A 15437-nucleotide genomic window follows, 5' to 3' on the forward strand; every position below is an offset into this window, starting at 1 on the left:
GCCATGACGCTCGCGCCGGTCGCCCTGGTCGCGCCGCTGCGCGAGGTGAGCGTCGTGCTGGTGAGCCTGTTCGGTGCCTTCGCACTCCGTGAGCCCCGGCCCGCTCGGCGGATCGCGGCCTCGACGGTCGTCGTGGCGGGGATCGTGCTGCTCGCCCTGTGAGGGCGCGCACACCGGTGGGGTGTGTCAGCGGAAGTCGACGAGGCCCGCTCGTGCGGCCGTGACGAGGATCTGCACGCGGTCGCGCACGTGCCACTTGGACATGATCCGCCCCAGATGCGCCTTGACCGTCCCCTCGGACACGATCAGCGCCCGGGCGATCTCGGCGTTCGACATGCCCGCGGCCAGACGATCCAGGACCTCTGTCTCGCGGTCGGTGAGCGCTTCGAGCGCCTCCCGGTCCGCGCCGGAGTGCTCGGTGTCGCGGACGTGCTTGATGAGCATGGATGCCACGCGCGGAGACAGCGAGCTGCCGCCGGCGTGCACCTCGCGGACGCCGGCCACGATGCTCTCGGCAGTGGAGTCCTTGAGCAGGTACCCCGCCGCGCCGGCACTGAGCATCGGGAGCACGGTGTCGCTGCCGTCGAGCGTGGTGACCGCGAGCACCCGGATGTCCGGCCAGCGCTGCGCGATCACAGTGGTCGCCTCGATGCCGTTCATCTCCGGCATCTGCACGTCCATCATCACCACGTCAGGGCGGTCCCGCTCGACGATGCCGATCGCCTCCCGCCCGTCCTCGGCCTGGCCGATGACGTCGATCTCGGGATCGCGCGCCACGAAGTGGGCGAGAGCCGTGCGGACCAAAGGGTCGTCATCGACGATGAGGACGCGGATTTCCGGCATGGAGGAAGCCTAACGGCTGAGCGGACGACGCGAAGCGACCTGGACCTTTGGCCAATGAAGTCTGTCCAGGAGTCAGATGTGCCGCTCGCGCTCCACCGAGAAGATGAAGTCATCGCTGGACGAACGACCAATCACGGGAGGTGAATCACTATGTCTTTTTGGGAGCAGTTCGGACGCTTCTTCGGCCTCTATCGCTAGAGTACCTGGCGAATAGGAGATACTGAACCATGGCTTCAGACCGGTCGGCCCGGGGTGCGCCCGACGTCCTCCGGCTGGGTCCGGGGGAGAAGCTGAGCGCCATCGAGCGCATCGTCGTCTTGGCGATCATCGTCGGCATCGTCCTCCTCGACGTCATCGGTCTGATCTCCACGCCGGGGGCGGACGTTTCACGGTCGATCGTGAGCATCCTCACCACGGCGATCCTCGCCCTCTTCCTCGTCTCGCCTTTGCTGGCGACATGCGCGCTGGGCCTCGCCTTCGCGCTGTCGTTTCTCGTCTCGGCGGAGACGCAGGTCCTGACCACCGCAGCGGTGGCCGCGGCCCTGGTCATGCGCCTCGGGCGCACATCGCTGATCCTGTCCTACACCGGCGGGTTCCTCCTCGCAGCCGCGATCATCGCGTACGGCGACACGAGAGTCCCGGTCAACGTCGGCATCTACCTCATCTTCGCCACCGTCGCCGGTGGCGTCGGCTTCGCTCTGCGGCTCGCGTTCGCTCGCGGCCGGCGTCTGGAGCAGCAGCTCGCCGCGAGCGCGGAACAGGAGCGCCAGGCCGTGCTCGCCGAGCGACGATGGATCGCGGGCGAACTGCACGACAGCATCGCGCATCACCTCACGGTGATCTCGCTGCACGTGCAGATGCTGGACGACGCCGAGACCCGCCCCGAGTCGCAGGAGGCGATCCGCGCGGCCGCCCGCAAGGCGATGACGGATCTGCGATTCGTCATCGAGCTCGCCGACGACGGGCCGCGCTCGGCCGGAATGCAGACCGGCGACCTCGCGGCGGCCATCGACGAGGCGCGCGAGGAGCTGGAGGCTGCCGGCCACGCTGTCACTGCCGACGCCGACCCCGCCGACCAGCGCATCCCGCGATCCGCGGAGATCATCCTCGCCCGCATCGTGCGTGAATCGGCCACGAACATCCTCAAGCATGCCGGGCCCGGTGCGATCGAGCTGCGCCTCAGCGTGGACGACGACGCGGTCGGCCTCATGATCAGCAGCCCGCTGCCGGCGACACCGCGCCGCGACCTGCCGTCCAGCGGCACCGGCATCGGACGGATGGCCGAGCGGGTGCTCGGAGCGAGCGGCGAGTTCAGCGCCGGGGAATCCGACGGGTTGTGGCGGGTCGTCGCCCGGCTTCCCATCGCCCGCCCGCAACCCGAGATCCGCCCTGCCGGCTGAGAGCGCCTCGCGCGCGGGAAAGAGGCAAAGCGCGAGGAACTGGACGAAAGTCGTAGACGGACTCGACGTTCGGCGCTATCGGGCCCCTTCGGGGTCCGCATAGCCTGAAAGCTCCCCAGAGTACGGCGTCCCCAGCGCCGAGATCGCGGGCGCGGCATCACGGCTTCCCATGGATGCGCGCTCGCGATCGTCTGTTTCGGGGCCGACCACCTGAACGGGGTGGTGCCCCCCTCACCCGCCCACGGCGCGCATGTAGTGGCCGTCGTCCGAGATCCCGGATGCCGCGACCGTGAACCGGACGACATCGCTGAGGTAGCGGTCCTCCGAGGCCTCGAAGATGCGGCCGTCCGGGCCGCGCGAGATGCGGCTCAGACGCAGGATGGGCGTGCCCAGGGGGACGCGCAGGAGCTCCGCGTCCTCGGCATCCGCCGCCACGGCGTCGATCTCGTGCTGCAGTCCCACGATCGGATGCCCCTTCGAGCCGAGGAACTCGGTGATCGACACGGCATCCGGATCGATGTCAAGCAGCAGCCGGCCGACGGGCTCGATGTAGCAGAGCCGTTCGAGCATGGTCGGGCGGCCGTCGAGCAGACGCAGGCGCACCACCGTGACAACGGTGTCGTCGGGGTCGATGCCGAGGGCGGTTGCCTTGTCGGCGCCGGCCCGGCGCAGGCTCACCTGCTGGGTTCGCGCCCCCGGCGTCACGCCGAGCTCGCGCGCCCAGCGCGTGAACGGCACCGAGACGTCCACGGCCTGATCGGCCTTGCGCGCGACGACCCGGGCCGGACGACCACGCGTCGTCTCGATGAGCCCTTCGCCGCGCAGCGCGGCCAGCGCGTTGCGGATCGGCCCGCGAGAGGTCCTCCATCGGGCGGCGAGCTCCGCTTCGGTGGGGACGTCGTCGCCGGGTCGCAGGTTTCCCGACGCGATCTGCTCGCGCAGGTCGTCGGCGATCTGGGTGTACACAGCTTCAGCCACATAGGCATACTACTTGTCCGAACGCGGAGTCGATGGTGAGTTCTTCCCGAGTTCACCTCGGAGAAGTCCAGGTGAACGCAGGTTGAACTCTTCCGACGTAGGTATATATCTCGGCGTCGTCGGTGTCAGAGTGGCATGCGGATCACCCCTCCCACACCGAAAGGTCCTCATGAAGCTCCGCCTTCTTCCCGCGCTGAGCGCCCGCGGACTGCTCGCCGTTCCCGCCCTGGCAGGCTGACGTGCGCACCCTGCTGCCGCACGCCGAGCTGCGCGACGTCGCGCTGCGACCGGCGGCGACGGCGCGCGTCTGGCTGGGTGCGGGGATGCCGCTGGAGACCGTGGCCGTCCCCGGTGTGGCGCTCGCGAGCGGCGATGTGCTCGTCGCCGTGGAGCTGTCGACGATCTGCGGATCCGACGTGCACACCGTCCGCGGTGATCGCCCGTCTCCCGTGCCGGTCGTGCTGGGTCATGAGAGCGTCGGGCGCGTGATCGCGCTCGGCGACGGCGGAGCGCGCACCGCGGACGGCGGTGAACTGCGCGTCGGGGATCGTGTGGTCTGGTCGGTCACCGTCTCCTGCGGGACGTGCAACCGCTGCGAGTGCGGTCTGCCGCAGAAGTGCCGCACACTCGCCAAGTACGGTCACGAGCGGATCGAACCGCGCTGGGAGCTGACCGGCGGCTTCGCCACGCACGTGCACCTGCGTCGCGGAACCGCGATCGTGCGCGCATCGGAATCCTTGCCGGCCGCGGCGCTCGCTCCGGCGTCCTGCGCGACGGCGACGGCCTGGGCGGCTGTCGCGCGTGCCGGCCGCGATCTCGAGGGCGTCTCCGTGCGCGTGTACGGGGCGGGGCTGGTCGGTCTCTCGGCGGCGGCGATCGCGGCGGACCTCGGGGCGCGTGTGTCGGTCGTCGATCCTTCGGCCCAGCGGCGGCTGCTCGCCGAGCGCTTCGGCGCGGAGCCGGATGCGGACGATGCCGCGCCGACCGTGGTCATCGAGGCCTCCGGTCACGCGGTCGCCGAGGCCATCGCCTCCGTCGACGTCGGCGGGACCGTGATCCTCGTCGGCAGCGTGTTCCCCGCAGCACCGGTCGCCCTGGACGCCGAGGACCTCGTGCGACGCCTCGTCACGATCACCGGGGTGCACAACTACACCGGCACGGACCTGGTCGATGCGGTCGCGTTCCTCGCCGGGAGGGGGAGGGCGTACCCCTTCGCGGACATGGTCGGAGCGGTCCATCCGCTCGGCGACGCCGATGTCGCGCTCGCCGCGGCCGCAGCGCCCGGTGCCCCGCTGCGGGTCGGGCTGGCGCCGCGCTGAGGCACGCGATCCCTGCGGTCGTCCGGGTGCGCGCTCGCCGGATGCCGCAGACGAAGGCGGACCCGCGTCCGGGCGATTGAGCTGCCGCGCACATGGCAGTCTGGAGCACATGCCCCCGAGCACTCCCTCCGGCCCGTATCTCGGCGCGGCGCTCGTGTTCGGATCCTGCGTCTCGCTGTCCTTCGGCGCAGCCGTCGCGGCGCAGCTGTTCCCGGCACTCGGCGCGTGGGGCGTGACAGCGCTGCGCCTGGGCATCGCAGCGCTCGTGATGATCCTGGTCGTGCGCCCCGCCGTCCGCGGCTGGACGCGTCGGCAGTGGCGGGCGTCGATCCTGTTCGGGCTGACCCTGGCGGGCATGAACGGCGCCTTCTACGCGGCGATCGAACGGATCCCGCTCGGTCCGGCCGTCGCGATCGAGTTCCTCGGACCCCTCGTGCTCTCGGCGCTCCTCACCCGGCGCCTGCGGGATGCCGGGTGGCTGGCGCTCGCCGTGATCGGGATCGGTCTGCTCGGGGTGGACGGCCTGATCGGGGCGGACCCGCTGGATCCGCTCGGCGTGCTGTTCGCGCTCGTCGCGGCCGCCTTCTGGGCGCTCTACATCCGCGCGAGCGCTCACGCGGGTGCCGTGATCCCCGGAAGCGGCGGACTCGCGGTCGCCTTCGTCGTCGCGTCGGCCGTCCTGCTGCCCTTCGGCGTCCCGGCGGCCGTCGCCGTCGCGGCCGACCCGGCTCTTCTGGCACTCGCGGCCGTGACCTCGCTGCTCGGCTCGATCATCCCGTACACGCTGGAACTCGCCGCTCTGCGTCGCCTTCCGCAGCGCGTGTTCGGCATCCTGCTCAGCCTCGAGCCGGCCACAGCGACGTTCGCGGGCTGGGTCGTGCTCGGCCAGCACGCCAGGGCACTGAGGCTCGTGGCCATCGGATTCGTCGTCACCGCCAGCATCGGGGTGAGCGTCGCACGCGGCCGGACCTCGCGACGCGGCGCGGCGGAACGCGGACCCCTCAGTGATCCCGCAGCGCCGTGATGAGCTCGCTCTTGCGCTTGTCCGAGTATCCGCTCAGCCCCAGCTCCTTGGCGCGCTTCTTGAGCTCGGGAACCGTCCAGTCCTCGTAGCTGCCCGATTCGCCGCCGCGGCGGCCCACCTCGGACCGGCCCTTCTTCGTGCCGCCGGCGGCGTTCGAGATGCGTGCGGCCTTCTCCTTGGACGCGCCGTCCTCGCGGAGTTCCTCGTAGAGCTCGGGGTCCTTCAGACGCGAACGCTGATTGCGTGGCATGTTGCTCTCCTTCTTGTCAGAGCGAGACGCGCTCGACGGTCTCGCCCGTGTCGGTCTCTTTCCGTGTCAGAGCGAGATGCGCTCGACGGTCTCGCCGGTGTCGGTCGCCGGGAGCGACCGCGCGATGTCGGCCTGGGTGACGATGCCGACCAGCAGGTGATCGTCGATCACCGGCAGACGGCGGATCTGATGCTCCTGCATGCGCTCGAGCGCGATGGCGATGTCGTCGGTTGCCGTGACGGTGACGGGCTTGCCCTCGGCCAGCACGCCTGCGCGGGTCGTCTCGGGGTCCATGCCTCTCGCGACGGCCTTGACGACGATGTCGCGGTCGGTCAGCATCCCCTTCAGTCTGCTGTCCTCGCCGCAGATCGGCAGGGATCCGACGTCGAGCTCTGCCATGACCGATGCCGCGACGTGCAGCGAGTCGTTCTCGCCGATGCATCGCGCGCCCGGCGTCATGATGTCGCTGACCAGGGTCATGATGGTGCTCCTCTCGTGTGGACGTGCGCCACGATACGAGCGGGCGCCGGGCCGCCCACGGGGGTTGACACGCGGCGCCGGACACGTCAACCCCTTGTACCCGTCAGCGTCGAGCGGCATGGTCGGACTCATGACACGACGGATACTGCGCGACAACGCCCTGGGCCTCTTCTTCATCGTCCTGTTCCTGCTCGCGCTGATCGGGCAGGCGATCGCCGGGCACCTGCGCACCAACGAGGAACTGCTGCACCACGGGCAGGCGGCGCAAGGGTTCTGGGAGTTCGTGTTCTCGAGCGACTTCGTCGTCGACGTGGCTGAGAACTGGCAGTCCGAGTTCCTGCAGTTCTTCTTCTTCATCGCCGCCACGATCTGGCTGGTGCAGCGCGGGTCGCCGGAGTCGAAGAAACCGGGTGACGAGGGGCCCGGCAGCGATGAGGACCAGCTCGTGGGGCGCTACGCCCGCCCGGATTCCCCTGCCTGGGCCCGGGCCGGCGGATGGCGGACGACGCTGTACGGCAACTCGCTGCTGATCGTGATGGGGGCGGTGTTCGTGCTGTCATGGCTGGTGCAGTCGCTGGCCGGCGTCGCCGTCATCAACGAGGAGAACGCCCAGCACGGGGCCGCCCCGCTGACCTGGTCGGAGTATCTCGTCAGCCCGGACTTCTGGGACCGCACGCTGCAGAACTGGCAGTCGGAGTTCCTGGCCGTCGCGGCCATGGTGCTGCTGTCGATCGTGCTGCGCCAGCGGGGCTCCGCCGAGTCCAAGCCGGTCGGTGCCCCGCACAGGGTCTCGGCGTGGGAGTCGGAGTGATTCCGGTCAGTCGGTCTCGAGATCCTCGGGCACGAGGGTGATGCCGCCGCTCGAGTTCGCGGAGTTCGCCATGGCGGTGATCCACTCGCCGTGCAGCTCCGGCGGTTCCGGGTCGTCGAACACGAACCGCATCGGGATCGACGGATGCAGCCAGATGGTCGACCGCCCCGGATCGTCGCCGTCCGGGTGACGCCAGGACAACGTGAAGCTCTCGTTGCGGCGCAGCTTCGTCGCGATCACGACCTTGAGGTGCGCCAGCGCCCGGTCCTCGATCTGGATCGGCTCGGACGCGGAACCGTAGTAGAGCATGCCCATACGGCTACGCTACCCATGGGGGGAGCCAGCACGACAGAGCCGGGGCCGAAAGGCTCACGACGAAAGGATGCCGCAATGGGAAAGTTCATCTACGAGGGCGGCGTCAAGGTCGAGATCGAGGACCGCGCTCTGACGCACATCCAGCTCGTCATCAGCGCGAAGCTGCGCCGCGGGGAGCCGTTCCCGTTCTCCTGGCGCGAGGACGCCAGCGTCGGCGGCGGGCGCACGACCGTGTGGGTGCACTCGTCGAGTTCGCTCGTGTTCAAGTACTACGGCAGCCGCTCGCCCGCGATCAATCGCGCCTGGATCGAGGCTCTGGCGTTCACCGCCAATGCGCCGGGCGGTCTCTACCTCGTGCCGGAGCCCGCGGACGGCGGCGAACCCGTCACCGCGGAGAACCCGGTCCTCTGATCCCGGCCGGCGAGTTCGTCCGGCAACGGGAAGGAGCAGCTCGAGACCGGATCGATCCCGGTGACCGTCACCCAGCCGTCGGCGAGCAGAGCCGCGTCGCTGTCCTCGGTCGGCGTGAGCGGCAGGTCCTCCACGGCGAGCCGGACGTAGTGCTCATCGGCCTCGGTCAGCGTGGTCTGCACGATGCCGAACGGAGCCAGAGGTGCCTCGACGAACCCTCGGATCTCCGGAGCGTTGGGAACGTTGACGTTCACGACGGCGCCGCGCGGGCGCTGCAGCAGCGCGGGGACGACCCGCAGCGCGGCGTCGGCTCCGGTGCGCCAATGACACGCTGCCGGCTCGATGCCGACGTCGAGGGAGACGGCCAGGCCCCAGGTTCCGCCGATGCCTCCGGTGAGCGCCGCGCCGACGGTCCCGGAGTGCAGGATGGCCCGGCCCACGTTCGCGCCGTGGTTGACGCCCGACAGGACCAGGTCGGCAGGGACTCCGAACGCTCCGCGCGCCGCGATGAGTGCGATGAGACCGGGGCCGCCGCGGACCGCGTGAGCCGGCACATCCTCCAGTCCGTCGAGCTCTCGGCGTTCGATGCGGATCCGCCCGTCCGCCTCCTCGGCGAGGATCGAGGCGCTCGACCCGCTGGACTGCGTGGCCGGTGCGGCCACGACGACGTCGAAGCCGGCGTCGACGGCAGCGGCGGCGAGGGCGTGCAGTCCAGGTGCGTCGATGCCGTCATCGTTGGTCACGAGCACGCGGGTCATCGGTCCTCCTCGGGAGCAGCGCGCGCGGCGAGGCCGTCCGGGCTCGTGCGCTCCTCCGCGACCGGCGCCTCCTCCGCGTCGACGGTGCGCTGGCGCACGCGGTCGCGCAGGCTCCGGATGGCCGCCCCGTCGCCGGTCCCGAGACCGTGCCGGGTCACGTTGAGCGCTCCGGCCGCCGCGCCGAGGGTGATGGCGCGGCGCAGCGGCTCTCCCCGCACGAGACCCGCGACGACCCCGGCGGTGAGGGAATCGCCCGCCCCGCGGGTCTCGGCCTCGGCGAACGCGGGCAGCGACACCTCCACGGTGCCGCGGTCGTCCATCATCAGCAGCGGATCGGAGGCGCGCGTGACGACGACCGTGCCCGCTCCCTCTTCGCGCAGCCGGCGCATGGCGGCGCGGATGCCCGCTGTCGAGTCGTCCGTGATCAGGCCGTCGCCGGCCAGCTCCTCGTGGCTGATCTTCAGCACGTCGACGCCGCCCGCGAGGACGGCGCGCATGCGGTCCCCGGCGAGGTCGGCCACGACCCGGCGCTCCTCGTCGCGGAGATCCGCGGCGAGCCGCCGGTACATGTCCGCCGGCACCGTCTCGTCGCCCGCCGGTCCGCTGAGGATCGAGATGCGCGATCGCGATCCGGCATCCAGCATGCGGGTGTAGAGATCGTCGAGGTCGTGCCGGCCCAGCGGATCGCCCTGTTCCTCGGCGACGGCGACGCGCTTCCCGCCGCGGCGATCGTGGACGTACGCGGAACCACGTCCCGCGCGCTCCACGGAGACGACGCGGAGCCCCTCGTCCTCGAGCAGGTGGCCCAGCGTGCTGCCGATCTCGCCGGTGAGCACGCAGCACATCGTGACCTCGCAGCCCAACCGGCGCAGCATCCGGGCCTGCCAGACGCCCTGCCCGCCGGCGTGGACGTGGATCTCGGAACCCTGGGGGTGATCCTCGACGGTGATGGTCAGCGTCGGGGACGGGGCGAAGACCGTGACATCGCTCATGCCCGGCCTCACCGCAGCGGCGGCGCCTCGGCGGGCCGTGCGCGGGGCGCCCGCCCGACGAGCAGGCCGAGCAGGATCATGACGATCGCGAGGCCCAGGTGCAGCCAGTTGTCCGCGTGGTTGACGGGGATGATGTTGATCGCGTCATCGCCCACGGCGAACAGGCCGTAGATCCAGACGACGAGGTATACGACGCCTCCCCACAAGAGGTAGGCGCGGGACGCCGCGGGGCCGATCGCGGAGAGGATGCCGGCGACGGCGAACAGGAGATGCACGATGTTGTGCAGCACCGAGACCTGGAACAGGCCGACCAGCATCGCCTCCGAGCCGGCGCCCGCAGCGCCGAGGTGCTCCGCCGAGTGGGTCAGACCCGGCACGAACCCGGCGATGCCGACGATGGCGAAGACGATGCCGAAGATGAGCGCGATCACCTGGATCGCGCTGCCCGCATAGCGGGTCGTCGTCGTGTCCATGATTCCTCCTGGTGCTCGGACGCGGATGCGATGCGCTCACGGTAGCGACGCGCGCGCCGCGGGCGGAGGGGATTGACGGCGACCCGGCGGCCGGTTAGGCGGTACGGAATGTCAAGGCCCTGTCCCCACCCGCCGCCGCGGTGTCGGATCGACGGACGACGAAGGGAGCATCCACGTGACGACGACACCACGCCCGCGCGCGCTGTGGCGCGACACGGGGCCGCGGATCCGGATGGCCGCCGAGGCCGTCGTCGAGAGCGAGGTCGTGATCGCCGGCGCCGGTCTCGCGGGCCTTGCCGCTGCGGTGATGCTGGCCCGCGCCGGCCGCCGCGTCGCCGTGATCGACGCGGCGGAGGCCGGCGCCCGGACGACCGGCGCGTCCACCGCCAAGCTCAGCCTGCTGCAGGGCTCCGTGTACTCCCGGTTGCGCCGCAGCGCCGGCGATCGTGCGCTGGCGGCCTACGCCCAGGCGCAGATCGACGGTCAGGACTGGTTGCGTGCGGAGATCGCCGCGATCCCGGATGCCGAGGAGCGCCGGACCTCTGTCACCTACGCCATGACGGAGGCGGGCAGCGAGACCGTGCGCGCCGAGGCGGAGGCCTGCCGTGCAGCGGGCCTCGCCGTCGAGGAGGACTCCGGACGGATCGGCCTCCCCTTCCCGGTCTCCCGGGCTCTGCTGCTGCGAGATCAGTCCCAGCTGCATCCGATGCGGGTGCTCGGGGCACTGGCGGACCAGGCCGTCTCCCTGGGAGTGCGCCTGATCGGAGGCTGCCGGCTCACCGGCGCGCACGCGACCGCAAGCGGTGTGCGCGTCACGACCACGACGGGGGAGCTGCGCGCAGAGCGCCTGCTCGTGATGACCGGGTTCCCGGTGATCGATCGTCGGGCGTTCTTCGCGAAGCTCACGCCGACCAGGCAGATGGTCGCCGCCTACCGGCTGCCCGATGCCGCGATGATCCCGGACGGCTCGTTCCTCTGCGTCGACGAGGTGACGCGCTCCCTGCGATCAGGCCGGGACGAGCAGCAGCGCCCGCTGCTCGTGGTCGGCGGCAGCTCCTACCCGACCGGACGCGACGCGGACACGCGCATCCGGCTGCAGGCGATCGACCGCTGGACGGCCCAGGCCTTCCCCGGCGCGGTGCGCGACCGCTGGTGGGCGGCGCAGGACTACCGGATGGCCGGAGACCGGCCGTTCTTCGGCATCCAGCCCGGCACGCACGGGAGGGTCCTGGCCGCGACGGGGTTCGCGAAGTGGGGCATGACCAACGCCGTGGCCGGTGCTCTCGCGTTGACGGGCATCATCGAGGGGGTCGCCCCGGCGTGGTCCGAGCATTTCGCGCACGGCAGGGTCGGTGCGTCCGGCGCGGCCGCCATGATCGCGAGCAACGCGCGCGTGGCCGGGGAAGCCGCCCGGGGCTGGGCGCGTCCCGAGCAGTCGCACGCCGAGGGTCGGGATCGGGTGCGCATGACACGGCGCGGTCTCGAACCCGTGGCGGAGTCTGTCGTCGATGGGCGGGCCTGCGCCGTGTCCGGCGTCTGCACGCACCTGGGCGGCGTGCTGCAGTGGAACACCGCGGAGCGCAGCTGGGACTGCCCGCTGCACGGCTCGCGGTTCGCGCCGGACGGACGCGTGATCGAGGGCCCGGCGAAACGGGATCTGCCTACCAGGGAGGGGACCGTACGCGCTCGAGCCGACGCGGTCAACCCCGGGCCGGCGCCGGGCCCGGCATCCGTAGATTGATCCGTTCCGGAACAAGGGAACCGAGTGAGGAGATGAGTGACATGGCCGAAGTGATCAAGGCCGAGACCGAGGTCGAGGCGCCGTTGGGCGCCGTGTACGAGCAGTGGGCGCGTCTGGAGGACATGCCGTACTACATGTCGATGGTCAAGAGCGTGCAGCGCCTTGGGGACGACCGCTCGCACTGGGTGGTCAACGTCGGCGGGGTCGAGCGCGAGTTCGACGCGCGCGTGACGGACGCCGTGCCGAACCAGCGCATCGCCTGGGCGAGCGAGGGGGAGAAGGTGCACAGCGGTGTCGTGCAGTTCACCTCGATCGACGCCGAGCGCACGCGCGTCGCGCTGGAGATGGCGTGGGTCCCGGAGACCTTCACGGAGAAGGCCGGCGCGCTGATCGGTCTCGACGAGCGCGCGGCCGAGCGGGACCTCGGACGTTTCAAGGACCTGATGGAGGGCGGCGGCGGCGAGGCACGCGGCGCCGAGCCCGACACCGTGCTCTGATCGCGGCCATGGTCGTCATCGGATTCCACGCCTCGCACGAGCAGGTGGCGCCGGAAGCACTGCTGCAGGCGGTGCGGGACGCCGAGGCCGCCGGCTTCGATGCCGCGATGTGCTCGGATCACCTCGCGCCGTGGTCCCTCGCACAGGGCGAGTCCGGTTTCGCCTGGAGCTGGATCGGTGCCGCCCTGGCGCTCACGCGCTTCCCGATCGGTCTCGTGACGGCTCCGGGTCAGCGCTACCACCCCGTGATCACGGCGCAGGCGGTCGCCACGCTGGGCGCGATGTTCCCCGGACGCTTCTGGGCCGCGCTCGGAAGCGGGGAGGCGCTCAACGAACACGTCACCGGCGATGCGTGGCCCGACAAGCAGCACCGTGATCGGCGGCTGCGCGAGTGCGCCGAGGTGATCCGCGCGCTCGTCGCCGGAGAGCGGGTGAACGCGGACGGCGAGGTGCGCGTCCACGAGGCGAGGGTGTGGAGCAGACCGGATGCACCACCGGATCTGCTGGCGGCGGCCGTGAGCCCGGAGACCGCGGCCGAGGTCGCCGAGTGGGCGGACGGCCTGATCACGGTGGGGACGGACCCCGCCGCCGCGGCGCAGACGCACGATGCGTACCGGGCGGCCGGGGGCACGGGGCCCACGGCGGTGCAGATCCACGTGAGCCTGGCGGAATCGGATGCCGAGGCGCTGGCGCTCGCCCGCGACCAGTGGGCGCATTCGACGATCCCGCCGGATCGGATGTGGGATCTCGAGCAGCCCGAGGAGTTCGACGCGCTCGCGGACCCGACCGAGGACAGGCTGCGCGCCGGAGTGCTCGTCGAGAGCTCGGCCGCCGCTCTCGCGGCGCGGGTCGCCGCCGTGGCCGAGGGCTTCGACCGGATCTACCTGCACCACGTCGGCCAGGACCAGGCGGACTTCCTCGCCCGGTGCGAGAGGGAGCTGCTCCCCGAGCTGCGGAGGCTGCTGTGAGACCGGCGGACACGAGCGACCTGTGGTGGCGCACGGCGGTGATCTACTGCCTGGACATCGAGACGTTCCAGGACTCCGACGGCGACGGCGTCGGCGACATCGCCGGGCTGTGCGATCGGATCGACTATCTCTCGGAGTTGGGTGTGACCTGTCTGTGGCTCATGCCCTTCCAGCCCACCCGCGACCTCGACGACGGCTACGACATCACGGACTTCACCGGCGTCGATCCGCGGTTGGGAGACCTCGGCGGCTTCGTCGAGCTGTTGCGCATCGCGCACGACCGCGGCATCCGGGTGATCATGGATCTCGTCGTGAACCACACCTCGGATCGGCATCCCTGGTTCCGTTCGGCCCGACGCTCGCGTTCCTCACGGCACCGGAACTACTACGTGTGGCGCGATCGGCCGCCGCGCACCTCTCAGAAGACGGTCTTCCCCGGAGAGGAGGACAGCGTCTGGGAGCACGACGAGCGCACGGATCAGTACTATCTGCACAGCTTCTACCGGCACCAGCCCGACCTCAACCTCGCCGAGCCCGCCGTGCGGGCGGAGATCGCACGGGTCGTCGGGTTCTGGACCGAGCTCGGCGTCGACGGCTTCCGGCTCGACGCCGTCCCGTTCCTCATCTCGCCGCCCGGGGCGGCCGACGACACCGACCCTCACGCATTCCTGCGTGAACTGCACCGGTTCGTGGGCCGTCGGCGCGGCGGCGCCGCGCTGCTCGGCGAGGTCGGGCTGCCGCACGACGAGCAGCTGGCCTACTTCGGAGACGGGGCGACCGAGCTCGAGCTCCAGTTCGACTTCGCCACCATGCAGGCGGTGTTCCTCTCCCTGGTCCGCGGGGAGGCCGCACCGCTCGCGCGCGTGCTGGGCGGCCGACCCGTGATCGACCAGCGTCAGGGTTGGGCGATGTTCCTGCGCAATCACGACGAGCTGACGCTCGAACAGCTCACCGAGAAGGAGCGCGCGCAGGTGTTCGATGCGCTCGCCCCGGACGAACGGCAGCGCGTATACGGGCGCGGGATCGTCCGGCGGCTGGCGCCGATGCTGCACGGCGACCCGCGTCGCATCCGGCAGGCGTACAGCCTGCTCTTCTCCCTTCCCGGGGCCCCGGTGCTGCTCTACGGCGAGGAGATCGGGATGGGCGAGATCCCGGCCACCCCGGACCGCGCGGCGATCCGGACCCCGATGCAGTGGCACGGCGGACCGTCAGGGGGTTTCTCGACGGCTCGGCCGTCGCGCGTGCCGCCGATCCCCGGCGACGGATACGCCCCGGCGCACGTCAACGTCCACGATCAGCTGCGGGATCCGGATTCGCTGCTCTCGTTCATCCGGCTCCTGATCGCCCGCTACCGGTCGGCACCGGAGATCGCGTGGGGCGAGCTCTCGCTGCCCGAGACGGGGGACGACGCCGTGCTCGCCCATGCCTGCCGAGCCGACGACATCGTCTTCCTCGCGGTCCACAACCTCGTCGAGGATGCGCGGACGGTCGAGATCGAGGTACCGCTCGGCATCGACGACGACGCGACCGTCACGGATCTCCTGTCGGCCGAGCCGGTGCAGACGCGTGACGGTCGCGTCGTCGTCGAACTGGAGGGCTACGGGTTCCGCTGGGTGCGGAGGCTGCCCCCGTCGGCGCGTCGTCCCTGATCCGCCGGTTCCACCGGAGGCTCGTCCGGCCGACGCGGTGCGCGCGGACGCCGTTCGGCCTCTTCGGCCTCCGCCGCGAGCTGCTCGTCGTCCGGGGGCTGCGACTGGATGTGCTCCGGGCGCAGCCCCTGGTCGCCGACCCCGCTCACGGGGCCTCGTCGCGCAGATCGGTCGGCTCGGCGTCGGCGCGGTCCGCATCGGCGGCCAGCACATCCGGCTCGTCCTCGGGGGAGAGGTCGCCCTGGCCCTCCTCGCCGATCTCGGCGTCGAGCGGGTCGGTGCCCTGGGTGTCGGGCTGCTCGACGCCGCCGGGCATAGCCTCCGCGTCCGCGGGATCCGTGTTCTCGGGATCGCGTTCCTCTCGGCGCTCGGGCGGGAACGGCAGCTCCTCTTCGGGGATGGCGCGTGTTCCGGACATGACGGCTCCTCTCGTCGGCGGATCCTCAGGTTCGCGCTGCCAGGGGGCGAGGTCAGCCCCGTTGACAGATCCCCGTCGAGCGCTCTCGCGCGCGGGCCCGCGCGAAGGCG

The 15437-nt window shown here is 71.2% G+C and carries 19 protein-coding genes; 10 read left to right on the forward strand and 9 right to left on the reverse strand.

The genetic code is table 11. The annotated features are described in order from the left end of the window. The first annotated feature begins 3 nt into the window (after positions 1-3). Positions 4-162, forward strand: coding sequence for a hypothetical protein (locus KYX17_RS22690; protein ID WP_243229683.1), 159 nt, complete (start codon positions 4-6; stop codon positions 160-162). A 24-nt stretch (positions 163-186) separates the two neighbouring features. On the opposite strand, the gene KYX17_RS22695 is transcribed toward KYX17_RS22690, so the two are convergent. Beyond that, positions 187-843, reverse strand: a complete 657-nt coding sequence (locus tag KYX17_RS22695; protein WP_243229684.1) for a response regulator transcription factor — start codon at positions 841-843, stop codon at positions 187-189. Positions 844-1070: 227 nt separating this feature from the next. Here KYX17_RS22695 and KYX17_RS22700 point away from each other — a divergent pair, with 227 nt between their 5' ends. Then, on the forward strand, positions 1071-2243 hold the full coding sequence (locus KYX17_RS22700; protein WP_243229685.1) for a sensor histidine kinase: 1173 nt from the start codon (positions 1071-1073) through the stop codon (positions 2241-2243). A 231-nt stretch (positions 2244-2474) separates the two neighbouring features. Here the strand turns inward: KYX17_RS22700 and KYX17_RS22705 are convergent, their stop codons facing one another. Beyond that, entirely contained in the window at positions 2475-3221 is a 747-nt protein-coding gene (locus KYX17_RS22705) for a GntR family transcriptional regulator (protein ID WP_243229686.1), read from the reverse strand. 239 nt (positions 3222-3460) lie between these two features. On the opposite strand from KYX17_RS22705, the gene KYX17_RS22710 reads away from it, so the two are divergent. Both KYX17_RS22710 and KYX17_RS22715 read left to right on the forward strand, forming a co-directional pair. Continuing rightward, positions 3461-4540: an alcohol dehydrogenase catalytic domain-containing protein gene (locus KYX17_RS22710; protein ID WP_243229687.1), complete on the forward strand. Its 1080-nt coding sequence runs from the start codon at positions 3461-3463 to the stop codon at positions 4538-4540. 109 nt (positions 4541-4649) lie between these two features. After that, on the forward strand, positions 4650-5564 hold the full coding sequence (locus tag KYX17_RS22715) for a DMT family transporter (RefSeq protein WP_243229688.1): 915 nt from the start codon (positions 4650-4652) through the stop codon (positions 5562-5564). On the opposite strand, the gene KYX17_RS22720 is transcribed toward KYX17_RS22715, so the two are convergent. Continuing rightward, positions 5542-5814: a Rho termination factor N-terminal domain-containing protein gene (locus tag KYX17_RS22720; RefSeq protein ID WP_243229689.1), complete on the reverse strand. Its 273-nt coding sequence runs from the start codon at positions 5812-5814 to the stop codon at positions 5542-5544. The genes KYX17_RS22715 and KYX17_RS22720 overlap by 23 nt on opposite strands. 66 nt (positions 5815-5880) lie before the next feature. Then, on the reverse strand, positions 5881-6294 hold the full coding sequence (locus KYX17_RS22725) for a CBS domain-containing protein (RefSeq protein ID WP_243229690.1): 414 nt from the start codon (positions 6292-6294) through the stop codon (positions 5881-5883). Positions 6295-6424: 130 nt separating this feature from the next. On the opposite strand from KYX17_RS22725, the gene KYX17_RS22730 reads away from it, so the two are divergent. Next, positions 6425-7105: a DUF6766 family protein gene (locus KYX17_RS22730; protein WP_243229691.1), complete on the forward strand. Its 681-nt coding sequence runs from the start codon at positions 6425-6427 to the stop codon at positions 7103-7105. 6 nt (positions 7106-7111) lie between these two features. On the opposite strand, the gene KYX17_RS22735 is transcribed toward KYX17_RS22730, so the two are convergent. Continuing rightward, a complete protein-coding gene (locus KYX17_RS22735; RefSeq protein WP_243229692.1) occupies positions 7112-7420 on the reverse strand; it encodes a hypothetical protein in 309 nt (102 codons plus the stop codon). Between the two features lie 75 nt (positions 7421-7495). Between KYX17_RS22735 and KYX17_RS22740 the strand changes: the two genes are divergently transcribed. Beyond that, entirely contained in the window at positions 7496-7831 is a 336-nt protein-coding gene (locus KYX17_RS22740; protein ID WP_243229693.1) for an ATP-dependent DNA ligase, read from the forward strand. Here KYX17_RS22740 and surE read toward each other — a convergent pair. From surE to KYX17_RS22755, 3 genes are read right to left on the reverse strand one after another with little or no spacing between them, the layout of a single operon-like run. Continuing rightward, the gene (gene surE / locus KYX17_RS22745) at positions 7768-8589 is read right to left on the reverse strand and encodes a 5'/3'-nucleotidase SurE (RefSeq protein WP_243229694.1); all 822 of its coding nucleotides are present in this window, start codon (positions 8587-8589) and stop codon (positions 7768-7770) included. The genes KYX17_RS22740 and surE overlap by 64 nt on opposite strands. Beyond that, positions 8586-9581 carry a 1-phosphofructokinase family hexose kinase gene (locus tag KYX17_RS22750; RefSeq protein ID WP_243229695.1) on the reverse strand — a complete coding sequence of 332 codons (996 nt, stop codon included), beginning with the start codon at positions 9579-9581 and terminating at the stop codon, positions 8586-8588. The genes surE and KYX17_RS22750 overlap by 4 nt, the downstream gene beginning before the upstream one ends. Positions 9582-9589: 8 nt before the next feature. Then, entirely contained in the window at positions 9590-10054 is a 465-nt protein-coding gene (locus tag KYX17_RS22755; protein ID WP_243229696.1) for a DUF4383 domain-containing protein, read from the reverse strand. 175 nt (positions 10055-10229) lie between these two features. Between KYX17_RS22755 and KYX17_RS22760 the strand changes: the two genes are divergently transcribed. The 4 genes from KYX17_RS22760 to KYX17_RS22775 are packed head-to-tail and all read left to right on the forward strand — an operon-like array spanning position 10230 to position 14909. Then, positions 10230-11795: an FAD-dependent oxidoreductase gene (locus KYX17_RS22760; protein ID WP_243229697.1), complete on the forward strand. Its 1566-nt coding sequence runs from the start codon at positions 10230-10232 to the stop codon at positions 11793-11795. Between the two features lie 41 nt (positions 11796-11836). Next, positions 11837-12292 carry an SRPBCC family protein gene (locus KYX17_RS22765; protein WP_243229698.1) on the forward strand — a complete coding sequence of 152 codons (456 nt, stop codon included), beginning with the start codon at positions 11837-11839 and terminating at the stop codon, positions 12290-12292. Between the two features lie 8 nt (positions 12293-12300). Continuing rightward, a complete protein-coding gene (locus KYX17_RS22770; protein ID WP_243229699.1) occupies positions 12301-13260 on the forward strand; it encodes a TIGR03885 family FMN-dependent LLM class oxidoreductase in 960 nt (319 codons plus the stop codon). Beyond that, positions 13257-14909 (forward strand): alpha-amylase family protein, encoded by a 1653-nt coding sequence (locus KYX17_RS22775; RefSeq protein WP_243229700.1) that lies wholly within the window; start codon positions 13257-13259, stop codon positions 14907-14909. The genes KYX17_RS22770 and KYX17_RS22775 overlap by 4 nt, the downstream gene beginning before the upstream one ends. A 145-nt stretch (positions 14910-15054) precedes the next feature. Here the strand turns inward: KYX17_RS22775 and KYX17_RS22780 are convergent, their stop codons facing one another. Next, on the reverse strand, positions 15055-15327 hold the full coding sequence (locus KYX17_RS22780; protein WP_243229701.1) for a hypothetical protein: 273 nt from the start codon (positions 15325-15327) through the stop codon (positions 15055-15057). Positions 15328-15437: the final 110 nt, after the last annotated feature.

Source organism: Microbacterium sp. CIAB417 (assembly GCF_022788845.1).

Bases quoted from the DNA above. Each gene is read 5' to 3' on its own strand.
- KYX17_RS22690 (WP_243229683.1), top strand. From the start codon at position 4: ATGACGCTCGCGCCGGTCGCCCTGGTCGCGCCGCTGCGCGAGGTGAGC.
- KYX17_RS22695 (WP_243229684.1), bottom strand. From the start codon at position 843: ATGCCGGAAATCCGCGTCCTCATCGTCGATGACGACCCTTTGGTCCGC.
- KYX17_RS22700 (WP_243229685.1), top strand. From the start codon at position 1,071: ATGGCTTCAGACCGGTCGGCCCGGGGTGCGCCCGACGTCCTCCGGCTG.
- KYX17_RS22715 (WP_243229688.1), top strand. From the start codon at position 4,650: ATGCCCCCGAGCACTCCCTCCGGCCCGTATCTCGGCGCGGCGCTCGTG.
- KYX17_RS22720 (WP_243229689.1), bottom strand. From the start codon at position 5,814: ATGCCACGCAATCAGCGTTCGCGTCTGAAGGACCCCGAGCTCTACGAG.
- KYX17_RS22725 (WP_243229690.1), bottom strand. From the start codon at position 6,294: ATGACCCTGGTCAGCGACATCATGACGCCGGGCGCGCGATGCATCGGC.
- KYX17_RS22730 (WP_243229691.1), top strand. From the start codon at position 6,425: ATGACACGACGGATACTGCGCGACAACGCCCTGGGCCTCTTCTTCATC.
- KYX17_RS22735 (WP_243229692.1), bottom strand. From the start codon at position 7,420: ATGGGCATGCTCTACTACGGTTCCGCGTCCGAGCCGATCCAGATCGAG.
- KYX17_RS22740 (WP_243229693.1), top strand. From the start codon at position 7,496: ATGGGAAAGTTCATCTACGAGGGCGGCGTCAAGGTCGAGATCGAGGAC.
- surE (WP_243229694.1), bottom strand. From the start codon at position 8,589: ATGACCCGCGTGCTCGTGACCAACGATGACGGCATCGACGCACCTGGA.
- KYX17_RS22750 (WP_243229695.1), bottom strand. From the start codon at position 9,581: ATGAGCGATGTCACGGTCTTCGCCCCGTCCCCGACGCTGACCATCACC.
- KYX17_RS22755 (WP_243229696.1), bottom strand. From the start codon at position 10,054: ATGGACACGACGACGACCCGCTATGCGGGCAGCGCGATCCAGGTGATC.
- KYX17_RS22765 (WP_243229698.1), top strand. From the start codon at position 11,837: ATGGCCGAAGTGATCAAGGCCGAGACCGAGGTCGAGGCGCCGTTGGGC.
- KYX17_RS22770 (WP_243229699.1), top strand. From the start codon at position 12,301: ATGGTCGTCATCGGATTCCACGCCTCGCACGAGCAGGTGGCGCCGGAA.
- KYX17_RS22780 (WP_243229701.1), bottom strand. From the start codon at position 15,327: ATGTCCGGAACACGCGCCATCCCCGAAGAGGAGCTGCCGTTCCCGCCC.